Here is a 13,658-nt window from a genome sequence, read left to right on the forward strand (position 1 = left end):
ATTAACCTCCGCTACTTTGTCGGTTGGAATTGCTCGGACTAGTGAAACCGCCGCGCGAAACGGGTTTGCTGTTCATGCTACCGGCATTGCCTTTTACCAACATTGGTTTGCCGACGGAACGATTGGTTTGCGGTTGAATCACCTGACCGCTTGGGGTGGAAACCGCACGGTTGCTCGGATGATAGCTCGGGCCTAAGAAATTGCTAATAGCTCGTGCCGCCATATAGCCCATTACACCACCGGCAATCGCTGAACCTAGTGAAGCGCCTTCGCTGCCGGTGGCTTGGCTAGAGCCGGTTGTTGAAGCATTCGTTTCGCTGCCGGACTGTGCATTTGGCACCGCATTGGCGTCACTGTCGGCGCTGCGTAAGCCTAAACCCGAAGAAAGAGCGTTGCCGGTTTGTTGGGTTGCTTGTTGGTCGGTATTCATTTGTGTCGCCGGCGCGTTTTGGCTATTTTTATCTGCTTCACAAAGCTCGATTTTTTGCCAATCTGCAAGGCAGTCTTCAAGGGAATGGTAAACGTCGCGTTGGACTTCTTCTTCCGAACAGCCGCCGAGCAGGGCGACGATGGAAAGGGTGACGAGAATTTGATTTTGTTTTTTCATAGTTTAGTTAGCTCGCTTAAGTGATGGATTTCTAAAGTCGGTAAGACGGTCGCTTCGGTAAAATCGGCAAGGGAGTTATCTGATAAATTTACCCATACCGCTTGGCAACCCGCTTGAATCGCGCCTTGTACGTCGGTGGTTAAATTATCGCCCACGTGTAAAATTTCTTGCGGTTTTACCTTGAAATAACGGGCAGTTTGGCGAAACAAATCTTTATGCGGTTTGGCTCTACCGTGTTCACCGCCACGTAAAACCAACTCAAACTGAGATAAATGAATACGCGCCGGTTCTACGTTACCGTTGGTGATGACGCTTAATCGGTAGCGCGTTTTTAATTCGTTCAATACGTTTGGCGTGTCGCTCGGTAAATCAATTTGATGACGCCAATGGAGAAATTCATTAATGGCGAGAGTTAATGCACGGTCGATTTCTGCCGAATTTTTTCCTTGTGCGATCAAAAATTGGCGTAACGCTTCTTTACGCCACCGGGTGACATCTTCGCTTAAAATCGGATCTTGTCGGGCGATACGCGCTTTCCAAGTCGGCCATTCTTGTTCAAAGGTCGGGCATTGAGTCAGTGTTTGTGTAAATTGCACAAAACGCGCTACTGCGGTGCGAATAACGTCTTGGTTATCGTAAAGGGTGTCGTCCAAATCGAAGCTGATTACTTTGAAGGGCTGGAGGTTGCGATAAAATTTCATTTATTTGATAGTTGGTACATTAAGCCATTGGCTGGCTTTGTCGTTGGTGATTTCTTCGTGTCTCCACATACTCATTAAATCCGGCTGCGGATACTTGCTGCCGTTATAACCGACAAGACGGGCAAAATCAAATACCGCATGCGGATAACCGTTAATTAAAAGCAATGCCAGATAACCGCTTGCGTCCCAACAAATTTCGAGTTTACGCGCTTCATGGTGGTTTGATGCGGAATCTACGTTGTACACGTGCAACATGTCCGCAATCGGCTGTTCGTTTTGGCGCATATCAAGCGCGTAAAAATAGCCGGTTTCCCCGTCATCTTCAAACATTACCGCGAGATGATCGTGCACGGTGGAATGCGTTCCGACTTGTTTTGGTGTACCGAGAAAGAGTTCGTCCTCAAGGGTTAAATGTAACATACGTATTCCTATTTTTTAGCGTTTAAGATGAACGGTTTGGCGTATTCAACGATTAATCGGTCGGTTGTCATGAAATAAAGGTTTTCAATATCCGCTTGAGCCAACAAGAGCCGAACAAAGGGATTTTTACAAATAAAAGGATAGTTTGGCGATTTAACAATATGGGGCAATCCAATGGGGAGCTGACGGCAACCTACCAAAAGAAGTCCCTGTTCGAGCTTTTCTACATTAATCTCAAAATTAGGCTCTTTTTGGCCGGATTTTATAGCAATTTCCCACAAACTCGCCAGGCTAAAATACAGTTCATTATTAAGTTTAAAGTTAGTTTAATTTTTTTGGTTTAATGTAATCAAGTGAAATTTGGATAAAAAATCATACTTGCTTTGCAAAAAATGAGTCGTTCATTAAACCCCAGATTAACAATTTAAGCATGTTTAATATTTAACTTAGCTTTAATTTTCTGTCCAAGTTTTTGGGGCGTGTATTTTGCGGTGTGTTTTGTTTTTAGCCATAAGTATCGTATAATCCGCAAGTCTTTTTTTTCTATTTGTACAAATATTTTAAGGGTATTACCGTGTCAGAACAGCAATCAAAAGTGATCGAAGCAAAAGAAATTATGACGTTATTGCCGCACCGCTATCCATTTTTGTTGGTAGATCGCGTGTTGGATTACAAAGAAGGCGAGTGGCTAAAAGCGATTAAAAATATCAGTGTGAACGAGCCTTGCTTTACCGGTCACTTTCCGGGCGAGCCGATTTTACCCGGTGTGTTAATTTTAGAAGCGCTTGCCCAATCTATGGGAATTTTGGCGTTCAAAACCCATGAAATCAAAGGCGGCGAGCTATTCTATTTTGCCGGCATTGACGAAGCTCGCTTCAAACGTCCGGTGTTACCCGGTGATCAAATGGAACTCAATGTTCAAGTGATTAAAGAACGCCGAGGCATTACCGCTTTTACCGGCATCGCGACGGTTAATGGCGAAGTCGCTTGTGAAGCAAAATTAATGTGTGCACGTCGCTAATTAAGAGGCAGCTATGATCCACCCAAGTGCAAAAATCCATCCGACCGCTCTCGTTGAAGAAGGCGCGGTTATTGGCGAAAACGTGATTATCGGCCCTTTCTGCATCGTTGAAGGCAGCGTTGAAATTAAAGCACGCACCGTGCTGAAATCGCACGTTGTGGTACGTGGCGATACGTTAATCGGCGAAGATAACGAAATTTATCAATTCGCCAGCATCGGAGAAGTGAACCAAGATTTAAAATATCAAGGCGAGGCCACTAAAACCGTTATTGGTAACCACAATAAAATTCGCGAACACGTCACTATTCACCGCGGTACCATACAAGGCGGCGGCGTAACCTATATCGGCAACAACAATTTGCTGATGATTAACGTTCATGTAGCACATGATTGCCAAATCAAAAATAACTGCATCCTTGCTAATAACGCGACCTTGGCCGGACACGTAGAACTTGATGATTTCGTAATTGTCGGCGGTATGTCGGCGATTCACCAATTCGTCGTCGTGGGTGCGCATGTAATGCTTGGCGGCGGTTCGATGGTAAGTCAAGATGTGCCACCTTACGTAATGGCGCAAGGTAACCACGCGCGTCCGTTTGGTGTGAACTTGGAGGGCTTAAAACGCCGCGGTTTTGATAAACCGACTATGCATGCTATCCGTAACGTGTACAAAATGATTTACCGCAGCGGCAAAACTCTCGAAGAAGTCTTGCCGGAAATTGAGCAAATTGCCGAAACCGATTCAGCCATTAGTTTCTTTACCGATTTCTTCAAACGTTCTACGCGCGGAATTATCCGTTAAATTAAGGGTGCGTAACGAAGTCATCAAATAGCACCGCATTGAAGCCCCGTCCCGCCGCTTTCAACATCACCTTTCCGGCGAAACGGTGGCCGGAGAAACGACAATAAACCGCTCAACCGCTCTTTGACGCTCAAAGTGCGGTTGTTTTTTTAGGATAAATTCAATGAATAAAAAAAATCCGACCATTGCGTTGGTTGCCGGCGAAGTGTCCGGTGATATTCTCGGCGCAGGCTTGATTCGTCAGCTCAAAATTCATTATCCGCAGGCGCGTTTTATCGGTATCGCCGGCCCGCGTATGCTTGCGGAAGGTTGCGAAAGTTTGGTGGATATGGAAGAACTTTCGGTGATGGGGTTGGCGGAAATTCTTAAACATTTGCCGCGCCTGCTGAAAATCCGTAACAATGTGATTCAAACCATGTTACGCGAAAAGCCGGATGTATATATCGGCATTGATGCGCCGGATTTTAATTTGGGAGTGGAACTCAAATTAAAGGCTAATGGCATCAAAACCATTCATTATGTCAGTCCGTCCGTGTGGGCATGGCGCCAGAATCGTATTCATAAAATCGCCAAGGCAACTCATCAAGTATTGGCGTTTTTGCCTTTTGAAAAAGCGTTTTACGATAAATTTAACGTGCCTTGCCGCTTTGTCGGTCATACCATGGCAGACGCCGTTCCGCTAAAACCGAACCGCATTGAAGCCTGTCAACGTCTAAATCTTGACGCGAATAAACGTTATTTGGCGATTTTGGTGGGGAGCCGCGGCTCGGAAGTGGCGTTTTTAACCGAGCCTTTCCTACAAACCGCGTTGTTGCTGAAACAACGCTTCCCTGATTTGCAATTTCTTGTGCCATTGGTGAATGAAAAACGGCGCGCGCAATTTGAAGCAATTAAAGCGCAAGTCGCACCGAATTTAGCGATGCACGTCATTGACGGCAATGCGCGCCAAGTGCTGATTGCCGCCGATGCGGCTTTACTTGCTTCCGGCACCGCGGCGCTTGAAGCGATGCTATGTAAATCGCCGATGGTAGTGGGCTACAAAATGAAAGCGCTCACTTATTGTTTGGCTAAACGTTTGGTGAAAAGTAAATATATTTCTCTACCGAATTTGCTTGCTGATGAAATGCTTGTGCCGGAAATGATTCAAGAGGAATGTGACCCGGCCTTGTTAGCAGAAAAACTGGCGGTATATTTTTCCACAGAGGAAGCTGCACTTGAACATCGCCGAGTTTTAATTCAGCGCTTCACCGACTTGCACCGACTGATTCAATGCGGTGCCGATCAGCAAGCTGCGCAAGCGGTCATTGATTTATTGGAAGGCACAAAAAATGTTTGATTATCCTAAAGATTACCGACTTATCGCCGGCGTGGACGAAGTGGGGCGCGGGCCGTTGGTTGGTGCGGTAGTGACAGCTGCGGTGATCCTTGACCCGAATAACCCAATTGAAGGTTTGGCGGATTCCAAAAAATTGTCAGAGAAAAAACGCCTCGCGCTTGCCGCAGAAATCAAACAAAAGGCCTTGGCGTGGGCACTCGGGCGCGCTGAAGCGGAAGAAATCGACAAACTCAATATTTTGCAAGCTTCCTTGCTGGCCATGACTCGTGCGGTTGAAGCGTTGCGGATTCGTCCGCACTTTGTGTTGTTGGACGGCAATAAAATTCCGAACGATCTCGATATTCCGGCGCAAGCAGTGGTGAAAGGCGACAGTCTGGTGGCGGAAATTAGCGCTGCATCGATTTTAGCCAAAGTAGCGCGCGATCAAGAAATGGAAGAGCTGGATCGACAGTATCCCGAGTACGCCTTTGCTCAACATAAAGGGTATCCGACGAAATTACACCTCGAAAAGCTCACTGCATTAGGACCTTTGCCGCAACATCGTCGCAGTTTCGCGCCGGTTCGTAAGGTATTGGAAAATCGTTAAGGAGCAGTTATGCAGACCATTTTCACGAACGCGCTTTGGATCAGTCCTTTGTTTTGGACGCTGATTTTACTCGCCGTTGCGGTTTTACTTTTTGTTCGTAACAAAGTGCGGATGGATGTTGTTGCGTTACTTGTAATGTTGGCGTTTTATTTAAGCGGCATTTTAACCATTAATGAAATTTTCGCCGGATTTAGCGATCCGAATATTATTTTGATCGCCTTATTATTTATCGTGGGCGAAGGCTTGGTGCGCACCGGCGTGGCTTATCAAGTAAGCGAAGGTATTTTGAAACTTTCCGGCAATAGCGAAACTAAGGTTTTGATTTTATTAATGTTAGCGGTTGCAGGTTTAGGGGCATTTATGAGTTCTACCGGCGTGGTGGCGATTTTTATTCCGGTGGTATTAATGATTTGTCGCCAAATGAACCTTTCGCCAAAACGCCTAATGATGCCGCTTTCTGTCGCGGGGTTAATCAGTGGGATGATGACTTTAATCGCCACTGCACCGAACTTAGTGGTGAATGCGGAGCTAATCAAAGATACCGGTACGCGTTTGCGTTTTTTCGATTTTACCCCGATCGGGTTGGTAATTTTGTCGCTCGGTATCGGTTATATGCTGCTGATTCGACGCTGGCTCGGTGCCAATGGTGCGGCAGAAAATCAAGATAATAATCAGCGTTCCATGGCGGAATTGATTGATGAATACGGTTTGCGCGATCGTACTAAACGCTTTGTGGTACGTACCGGTTCGCCGTTTATCGGCAAAAATCTCAATGAACTGCATTTGCGCTCCAGTTACGGATTAAACGTGTTAGCGATTGAACGTTGGAAGCATTTCCGCCCGGTTTACACGATGCCGCTTGGCACCTCGGAAATTCACGAAAAAGACATTTTGATGATCGACATCGGTCAACAAACCTTTGATTTAAGCGAGTTTTGTCAAAGCCATAATTTAGAACCGGCGGAAATTAAATCACAATCTTTTAATGAGCACGCCAAATCTATCGGCATGGCCGAACTTACTTTGGTGCCGGGTTCCGGCATTATCGGTAAAACTACGCAGGAAGTGGAATTTCGTTCCCGTTACGGCTTAAATGTGGTGGGCATTAAGCGCGACGGCGAGTTGATTTCTGACAGTTTCAGCGGCACACCTTATAAATTGGGCGATCTCATTTTGGTGGTGGGCGATTGGAAATTTATTCAACAGATGCGCAGTCGCACCAAAGATTTCGTAGTATTGAGTTATCCGAAAGAAATGGAGCGCGTAGTGCCCGCGCGAAGTCAAGCGCCACAAGCCTTATTTTCGGTATTCATTATGGTGCTGTTAATGGTCTCGAATGCGGTGCCAAATGTGATTGCCGCGCTGATCGGTTGCTTGCTACTGGGCTATTTCCGCTGTATTGACGCGAAAAGTGCTTACGATTCAATTCATTGGCCGAGCTTGATTTTAATTATCGGTATGATGCCTTTTGCCATTGCGTTGCAGAAAACCGGCGGGATTCAATTGGCCGTGCAAGCGATGTTACAATTGGTGGGCGATTTGGGGCTGTACTTGGTGTTAATGATGCTGTTTATTTTCTGCGCCGTGGTGGGTTTATTTATTTCCAACACGGCCACGGCGATTTTGGTCGCGCCGATTGCCATTTCCTTAGCGCAGCAATTGCAGGTTTCGCCGATTCCGTTTGCCATGGTGGTGGCTATCGCCGCTTCTGCCGCCTTTATGACTCCGGTTTCCTCGCCGGTGAACACCATGGTGGTCGGCCCCGGTGGTTACAAATTTAGCGATTTCTTAAAAATCGGCGTGCCGTTTACGTTGATAGTCATGGTGGTGACGGTGTTTTTAGTGCCGGTATTGTTTCCGTTTTGATTATAATTAAAAAATGCGCGCTTACTATGGACGTGGATAAAGTCGTCGGCTATGGATAACAGTTTTAATTTGTACTTCATTGCCGATGATGGCGTAAACAATACGATAACCACGACAAAATGCTTCTCGCATACTATCATCGCGCATTCTTCCAACCCCTTCAGGCATAAATGCGATCATGTCGATCTTGGCATAGAGATCTTCGTAGAGTTTCAGCCCGCTTGTAAAAGAGTAAGTAAATTCAGCAACATTTTCCACAATATGATTGATGTCATTTTGTGCTTCTTCGGTAACGATAATCTTATGCATAAGCGCGGTTATCTATTTCGGCAAATTCCTGTGCTTTGTGTTCAAGTTTGGCAAGTGCTTGTCGTTTAGATTCTTCGAGCGTTAATACTCGACCGGCTTTAATATCTTCATCGGCACGACGAATTTTTTCCGCTAAAAATTCATCATAGCCTTTTTCTTTGAGCATAATCATTCTCCTGTGCTATTACGCGCCCACTATAAACCGAGTGATGAACAAAATCAACGGTGGTATTCGTGTACAAAATGGTTGTTGTATTGTTTCCGTTTTAAAAAAATAAGACAGATTATGAAAGATAATCTGTCTTGGTTTATAGTTATTGATTTAAGAATTCACATAGATCTTTATTGCCGTTATCACAACCCTTTTGTACTCCTTTGAGTATAGCACATCCCGCTTCATTGCCCTTTTCGCAGGACATTTTAGCATATAAAACGCTTTTGCTTATGTCTTGTTTTACTTTACTTAAATCAGATATTTTTAATTTTTTAGCTAGAGAAGGGAGCTCTTTTTGGAATTTTTTTCCGCCAAAAGAATAAATAGTGGCAATTATTGATTGGTCGTGCCCTAAACTTTCACGAAGATCATTTGCTAGTTTTTTTGATTCTGAAGTAGCTGATGGATCACGACTAATGAGAGTATAAATATTTTCAGCCCCAACTCTAGCTTGCTCAAATTCTTGCATAGTTTCAGCTTGGGCAAAAGAACTCAATGCCATTAATGCAGCTAATGCAATTACTTTTTTATACATAAGGTTTCTCCTATTGATTGTTGTTTGAATATACAGTTTTAAATTTATTGACAGTATCGGTTATTTTAAAAAACGCTCCCCCAGCCGGCGTAATTGATGCAATACCGGCATATAAGTATGATTGCCAATTAGTGTCTGAGAGGCATAAACGTGGTGCGATATTATTTTCGAAATCTGAAACATAGTTGAAGTAGAAAAGGAACAATAATATGGATGCAATAGCTGTAGCGAGTCCAATATTAGTCCTTTCTGCCCATTTTTCATTCAAATATCTCTGAGATATAGCAATAAAAACACAAAGTACAATAATTACAATTGGGGTATAAAAATCAATAGATTGCTTTGATGGGGTTAAACACTTGGGAAGAATAGGAATAGATGCTTTAGTTATTGGCATTACCAGACCTTCCATTGTGGAAGGTAATGAATAAGCAAATAACAGCACACAGAAAATCGTGGCTGTAATATCTATCCAAACAGCATATTTATTTGATTTTGAAGTCATTTTTTCTCCCCAATAATATTAATCAAAATTCCGCTTGATTATACGTTGTTTTTTTTTTGTACAATATTTTTGTAAAATTTGTTCAATTTTATGCTGTGTGTCGATATTGCCTTTTGGCAAAAGCTGATGCCGCAGGTAAAATACCCCAAACTTATCCAACAAAAACAAGGAAAATTATGACCGCACTTTTAAAAATTGGCTTAGTTTCTGTGTCAGATCGCGCATCAAGCGGTGTGTATCAAGATCAAGGTATCCCGGAATTACAGGCTTGGCTAGAACAAGCGCTGGCGGAGCCTTTTGAACTGGAAACCCGTTTAATTCCCGACGAACAACCGATTATCGAACAAACATTAAAAGAATTAGTGGATGTACAGGATTGTCATCTTGTTCTTACCACGGGCGGAACCGGGCCGGCAAAACGCGATGTGACGCCTGATGCGACGCTTGCCGTTGCCGATCGCGAAATGCCGGGCTTCGGCGAGCAAATGCGCCAAGTAAGTTTGCATTTCGTACCGACAGCGATTTTATCGCGCCAAGTAGGGGTGATTCGTAAAAATAGCTTAATTCTAAATCTACCGGGACAGCCGAAAGCCATTAAGGAGACGTTGGAAGGCGTGAAAGATGAGCATGGTAAAGTTTTGGTAAAAGGCATTTTCAGTGCGGTGCCCTATTGTCTGCAACTGATTAATGGCTTGTATATTGACACTCGTGCGGACATTATCGAAAGTTTCCGCCCGAAATCGGCTCGCCGTGAAATGTCGGAGAAGTAAAAAATGAAAAAAATCGAAGCAATGATTCGCCCTTTTAAATTGGATGATGTACGCGAAAATCTTTCCGACATTGGTATCAGCGGTATGACGGTAACCGAAGTGCGTGGTTTCGGACGTCAAAAAGGCCATACGGAACTGTATCGCGGGGCGGAATATATGGTGGATTTTTTACCGAAAGTTAAAATGGAAATCGTGGTGCCGGACGAATTGCTGGAACAATGCCTCGAAACCATAATAGAAACTTGTCAAACCGGCAAAATCGGTGACGGCAAAATTTTTGTATATGATGTAGAGCGCGTAATTCGCATTCGCACCGGTGAAGAAAACGAGGAAGCTATTTAGTGGGAAATCATCTCAATTTGCACCGTGCTTTGCTTAGCATTGCCGCAGTGATCATTATTCTCGCCGGTATTAAACTGGCGGCAGAAATTGTCGTACCGTTTTTGCTGGCGCTGTTTATCGCAATCATTTGTTCACCAATAATTAAATCAATGACGGCACGACGGGTACCGCATTGGTTGGCCATGTTGCTGCTGTTTGTGTTGATTTCGTTGATTTTCTTCTTTTTGGTTGGCTTGATTAACAGTAGCGTACGCGAGTTTAGCCAATCTATTCCGCAATATAAAACTTTGCTATCGGAGCGAATTAATGATGTGATGGCTCTGATTCAACGGTTCAATGTCCCGATTCAGCTTTCGCGCGAAACCGTTCAAGATAATTTTGATCCGAGCGTGATTATGAATTTTGTCAGCAGTTTATTACTGAATTTCTCCGGTGTGGTGAGTAATACGTTTGTGCTTATTTTAGTGGTGGTTTTTATGCTTGCCGAAGCGCCGACCATGAAACGCAAATTTGCCTGCGTAATGAGTTCTAATCCAAATGATGCGGCGACTAAAGAACGCCATATTGACCGCGTGTTGCAAGGTGTGATTGGTTATCTTGGCATTAAAAGTATTACCAGTTTGCTTACCGGCATCAGCATTTTTATTTTGCTTGAAACTTGCGGTGTGCAATACGCGATTTTATGGGCGACCTTAAGTTTCTTACTGAATTACATTCCGAACATCGGATCCGTCATTGCCGCTATTCCGATTATCGTACAGGCGTTATTGCTCAACGGTTTCGGCATCGGTTTCAGTGTAGCGGTCGGCGTAATCGGGGTTAATATGGTGATCGGCAATATTCTCGAACCGAAAATGATGGGTCAACGCCTCGGGCTTTCCACTTTAGTCGTCTTCTTATCTCTACTTTTCTGGGGATGGTTGCTCGGTACTGTGGGGATGCTGCTTTCTGTACCGCTTACCATGGTGCTTAAAATCGCCCTGGAATCCGGTTCACACACGGTGAAATATGCGGCATTGTTGGGCGATGTGGAGGATGGTAAGTAAACACGTATTAAAAATGAAAAGATGTACTGAAACCGGGCTAAATGCGACTATTCCCTATTTTTAGGGGACGTTTCACTGCATATTACTTTTTGGTCGTTAAATATTTCTTAACTTATCTGAATACAAAATTAAACAGAGCGCAATCACCATAATCAAAATCGCGCCGGCAAACAGGATCGTTTCGCTCGCGCTTTCATGGTTAACAATGATTAAGCGCAACATGGCGGTAATCCCTGCGTAGATGAAATAGCGCAGCGGAAAGTGATAGCCGCTTTTAAAATATTGCACGATAAGCCCGATAAAACCGAAGTACAGAAAAAACATTACAGCTTCTTCCGCTACGGCATAAGGCACAACTGAGGAGGGATTTATTACCATTAAGGCGAGAGAATAGGTGATTTTGGCTAAAGCAATGACGAGCACGACGGCAAGGGCAATCAATGCGGTGCTCAATACGACCTTCAATATACCGATCACGATTTTAGGTAATTTTTCTAATTGATTTTCTTCCATTTTGTTTCCTTAAGTCTATGTTTAATAAAAAATACCGATAAAACGTCATCGGTATTTGGGTAAAGTAAGATCCGTTTTTGTGGTTTTTTTTAATCCGGCGAATAATACAATTTACCGATTTCGATTTTTTGGCGGCCCGTTTGTTCACGCCATTTATTGCTGTCGCGTAGGGAATACACACAGCCGCAATATTCCTGTTGATAAAAACGTTCGCGTTTGCTGATTTCAATCATGCGTTGCGACCCGCCTTCTTTGCGCCAGTTGTAGTCCCAGTAAATCACGTCATCATATTTTTCCGCTGCGCGATGACCGCAACCGTTAATTTGCGCCATGTCTTTCCAGCGGGAAATGCCAAGGCAACTGGTGAACACCGGAAAACCATGCTCATGGGCGTATTCGGCGGCTTTTTCAAAACGCATATCGAAACACATGGTGCAACGAATGCCGCGCTCCGGCTCCCATTCCATACCTTTGGCACGATCAAACCATTCTTGGCGATCATAGTCGGCATCGATAAACGGAATACCGAATTTTTGCGCAAAGCGAATATTTTCTTCTTTGCGGATTAAATATTCTTTAAGCGGATGGATATTCGGATTATAAAAATAAATAGTGAATTCAATACCGGACGCCAAAATCGCTTCCATCACTTCGCCCGAGCAAGGGGCGCAGCAGGAATGCAAAAGCAGTTTATTGTGCCCTTCAGGCAATTCCAGTTTTTCACGAATAAACGGCGCATTCGGATCTTTGCGTGGTTTTTGTTTACGTGTTTTATGTTGAAAACCGACCGCACTTTGAGATTGTTGTTCTGTCATCTTAATAACTTCTATCTACCGATAAATAGGCTAAAGAAATCAACGCGTTTTTATACTCGCTTTCCGGCAAAAGTTGAATCGCATCCACGGCTTTTTGCGCTTCCTGTTTGGCGCGATCCATGGCGTAATCTAAGGATTTGTGCTCCGCCATAATGGCTAACACTTCATCGATAGCTTCACGTTTCCCGCCTTGTTCAATGGCTTCGCGAATCAATGCCGCTTGTTGCGGGTTGCCATGGCGCATGGCGTGCAATAAAGGAAGTGTTGGTTTACCTTCGGCTAAATCGTCACCGACATTTTTCCCGAGCGCTTTAGCGTTGGCACTGTAGTCCAACACATCATCCACCAGTTGGAATGCGGTGCCGAGATAACGACCATAATCTTGTAGTGCTTTCTCTTGGGCTTCTGTCGCGCCGGCAATAATCGCCGCCGCTTGTCCGGCAACTTCAAATAAACGGGCGGTTTTGCTGTAAATCACCCGCATGTAATTTTCTTCGCTGGTTTGCGGATCATTGACGTTCATTAATTGCTGCACTTCACCTTCCGCCAGTACGTTGGTGGCATCCGCCATAATGCGTAAAATTTTCAGGGATTCTAACTGTGCGACCAACTGAAAGGCGCGCGTATAAATAAAGTCGCCAACTAATACGCTTGCTGCATTACCAAATTCTGCATTTGCCGTAGCACGCCCGCGACGCATATCGGATTCATCGACCACATCATCATGTAATAAAGAAGCGGTGTGAATAAATTCTACAAAAGTCGCACAGGTAATGGCTTGTTGCCCTGCAAACCCCAACGCTCTTGCCGCCAACACGGCAATTAGCGGACGAATACGCTTGCCACCGCCTTGTACAATATAAAAACCCAGCTGATTAATTAATGCCACATCAGAATTCAGCTGGGCTAAAATTGATTCATTGACTTTTTGCATATCCGCATGGCTTAACGCCTGGATTGCTTGCATATCCATTAAGTTTGTTGTATTCATTTTGTTAATTCGACTGATTAAAACCAATAAAATCAGGCCTTAGTGAAACGAAAAAAGTAAAGTACGGTGGATTTTACCTGATTTTTCAGGCTTTCTGAAATCAAACTGCCGAATTTGCGAATTTTTTTATTTTCCCGCAAATAAATTCTTGCTATCCCCTAAAATTTTCCGTAGAATTTGCGCCCTATTTGTATGAATTTTATGTGCGAAATGAAACAACATTAGAGCACAATTATAGCGGAGTATTTATGTACGCAGTTTTCCAAAGTGGCGGTAAAC

The 13,658-nt window shown here is 44.1% G+C and carries 19 protein-coding genes; 8 read left to right on the forward strand and 11 right to left on the reverse strand.

What is annotated here, in order from left to right; all coding sequences use genetic code 11:
* Position 1: 1 nt before the first annotated feature.
* The 4 genes from ACO59Y_RS07395 to ACO59Y_RS07410 are packed head-to-tail and all read right to left on the reverse strand — an operon-like array spanning position 2 to position 2,009.
* Positions 2-607 (reverse strand): hypothetical protein, encoded by a 606-nt coding sequence (locus tag ACO59Y_RS07395; RefSeq protein ID WP_486131993.1) that lies wholly within the window; start codon positions 605-607, stop codon positions 2-4.
* The gene (locus ACO59Y_RS07400; RefSeq protein WP_486131995.1) at positions 604-1,308 is read right to left on the reverse strand and encodes an HAD-IA family hydrolase; all 705 of its coding nucleotides are present in this window, start codon (positions 1,306-1,308) and stop codon (positions 604-606) included. The genes ACO59Y_RS07395 and ACO59Y_RS07400 overlap by 4 nt, the downstream gene beginning before the upstream one ends.
* Positions 1,309-1,728, reverse strand: coding sequence for a DUF2251 domain-containing protein (locus tag ACO59Y_RS07405; protein WP_486131997.1), 420 nt, complete (start codon positions 1,726-1,728; stop codon positions 1,309-1,311).
* A gap of 8 nt (positions 1,729-1,736) precedes the next feature.
* Positions 1,737-2,009 (reverse strand): PIN domain-containing protein, encoded by a 273-nt coding sequence (locus ACO59Y_RS07410; RefSeq protein ID WP_486131999.1) that lies wholly within the window; start codon positions 2,007-2,009, stop codon positions 1,737-1,739.
* 293 nt (positions 2,010-2,302) lie between these two features.
* Between ACO59Y_RS07410 and fabZ the strand changes: the two genes are divergently transcribed.
* The 5 genes from fabZ (at position 2,303) to ACO59Y_RS07435 (ending at position 7,339) form a co-directional block, all read left to right on the forward strand.
* Positions 2,303-2,749, forward strand: coding sequence for a 3-hydroxyacyl-ACP dehydratase FabZ (fabZ, locus tag ACO59Y_RS07415; RefSeq protein WP_373603309.1), 447 nt, complete (start codon positions 2,303-2,305; stop codon positions 2,747-2,749).
* Between the two features lie 13 nt (positions 2,750-2,762).
* Positions 2,763-3,551, forward strand: coding sequence for an acyl-ACP--UDP-N-acetylglucosamine O-acyltransferase (gene lpxA, locus ACO59Y_RS07420; protein ID WP_486132001.1), 789 nt, complete (start codon positions 2,763-2,765; stop codon positions 3,549-3,551).
* Positions 3,552-3,714: 163 nt separating this feature from the next.
* Positions 3,715-4,887, forward strand: coding sequence for a lipid-A-disaccharide synthase (lpxB, locus tag ACO59Y_RS07425; protein WP_486132003.1), 1,173 nt, complete (start codon positions 3,715-3,717; stop codon positions 4,885-4,887).
* The gene (rnhB, locus tag ACO59Y_RS07430) at positions 4,880-5,473 is read left to right on the forward strand and encodes a ribonuclease HII (RefSeq protein ID WP_486132005.1); all 594 of its coding nucleotides are present in this window, start codon (positions 4,880-4,882) and stop codon (positions 5,471-5,473) included. The genes lpxB and rnhB overlap by 8 nt, the downstream gene beginning before the upstream one ends.
* Before the next feature lie 9 nt (positions 5,474-5,482).
* Positions 5,483-7,339, forward strand: coding sequence for an SLC13 family permease (locus ACO59Y_RS07435; protein WP_486132007.1), 1,857 nt, complete (start codon positions 5,483-5,485; stop codon positions 7,337-7,339).
* A 24-nt stretch (positions 7,340-7,363) separates the two neighbouring features.
* On the opposite strand, the gene ACO59Y_RS07440 is transcribed toward ACO59Y_RS07435, so the two are convergent.
* The 4 genes from ACO59Y_RS07440 to ACO59Y_RS07455 form a co-directional block, all read right to left on the reverse strand.
* Positions 7,364-7,648 (reverse strand): type II toxin-antitoxin system RelE/ParE family toxin, encoded by a 285-nt coding sequence (locus tag ACO59Y_RS07440; protein ID WP_486132009.1) that lies wholly within the window; start codon positions 7,646-7,648, stop codon positions 7,364-7,366.
* Complete coding sequence (locus ACO59Y_RS07445; protein ID WP_486132011.1) at positions 7,641-7,814, reverse strand: hypothetical protein; 174 nt, start codon at positions 7,812-7,814, stop codon at positions 7,641-7,643. The genes ACO59Y_RS07440 and ACO59Y_RS07445 overlap by 8 nt, the downstream gene beginning before the upstream one ends.
* Before the next feature lie 148 nt (positions 7,815-7,962).
* Positions 7,963-8,397, reverse strand: a complete 435-nt coding sequence (locus ACO59Y_RS07450) for a hypothetical protein (RefSeq protein ID WP_486132013.1) — start codon at positions 8,395-8,397, stop codon at positions 7,963-7,965.
* Between the two features lie 10 nt (positions 8,398-8,407).
* Positions 8,408-8,902, reverse strand: coding sequence for a hypothetical protein (locus ACO59Y_RS07455; protein WP_486132015.1), 495 nt, complete (start codon positions 8,900-8,902; stop codon positions 8,408-8,410).
* 176 nt (positions 8,903-9,078) lie between these two features.
* Between ACO59Y_RS07455 and mog the strand changes: the two genes are divergently transcribed.
* Genes mog through ACO59Y_RS07470 form a run of 3 tightly spaced genes read left to right on the forward strand, consistent with a single transcriptional unit; the run spans position 9,079 to position 11,060 of the window.
* Positions 9,079-9,672, forward strand: a complete 594-nt coding sequence (mog, locus tag ACO59Y_RS07460) for a molybdopterin adenylyltransferase (protein WP_486132017.1) — start codon at positions 9,079-9,081, stop codon at positions 9,670-9,672.
* Positions 9,673-9,675: 3 nt separating this feature from the next.
* Complete coding sequence (gene glnB / locus ACO59Y_RS07465) at positions 9,676-10,014, forward strand: nitrogen regulatory protein P-II (protein WP_486132019.1); 339 nt, start codon at positions 9,676-9,678, stop codon at positions 10,012-10,014.
* The gene (locus ACO59Y_RS07470; RefSeq protein WP_486132021.1) at positions 10,014-11,060 is read left to right on the forward strand and encodes an AI-2E family transporter; all 1,047 of its coding nucleotides are present in this window, start codon (positions 10,014-10,016) and stop codon (positions 11,058-11,060) included. Before glnB ends, ACO59Y_RS07470 begins: the two co-directional genes overlap by 1 nt.
* 96 nt (positions 11,061-11,156) lie before the next feature.
* Here the strand turns inward: ACO59Y_RS07470 and psiE are convergent, their stop codons facing one another.
* The 3 genes from psiE to ispB form a co-directional block, all read right to left on the reverse strand.
* The gene (gene psiE / locus ACO59Y_RS07475; protein ID WP_373603301.1) at positions 11,157-11,573 is read right to left on the reverse strand and encodes a phosphate-starvation-inducible protein PsiE; all 417 of its coding nucleotides are present in this window, start codon (positions 11,571-11,573) and stop codon (positions 11,157-11,159) included.
* Between the two features lie 89 nt (positions 11,574-11,662).
* Positions 11,663-12,388 carry an epoxyqueuosine reductase QueH gene (locus ACO59Y_RS07480; protein ID WP_486132023.1) on the reverse strand — a complete coding sequence of 242 codons (726 nt, stop codon included), beginning with the start codon at positions 12,386-12,388 and terminating at the stop codon, positions 11,663-11,665.
* Between the two features lies 1 nt (position 12,389).
* Complete coding sequence (gene ispB / locus ACO59Y_RS07485) at positions 12,390-13,361, reverse strand: octaprenyl diphosphate synthase (protein ID WP_486132028.1); 972 nt, start codon at positions 13,359-13,361, stop codon at positions 12,390-12,392.
* Between the last annotated feature and the right edge of the window lie 297 nt (positions 13,362-13,658).

Source organism: Rodentibacter sp., assembly GCF_057314195.1.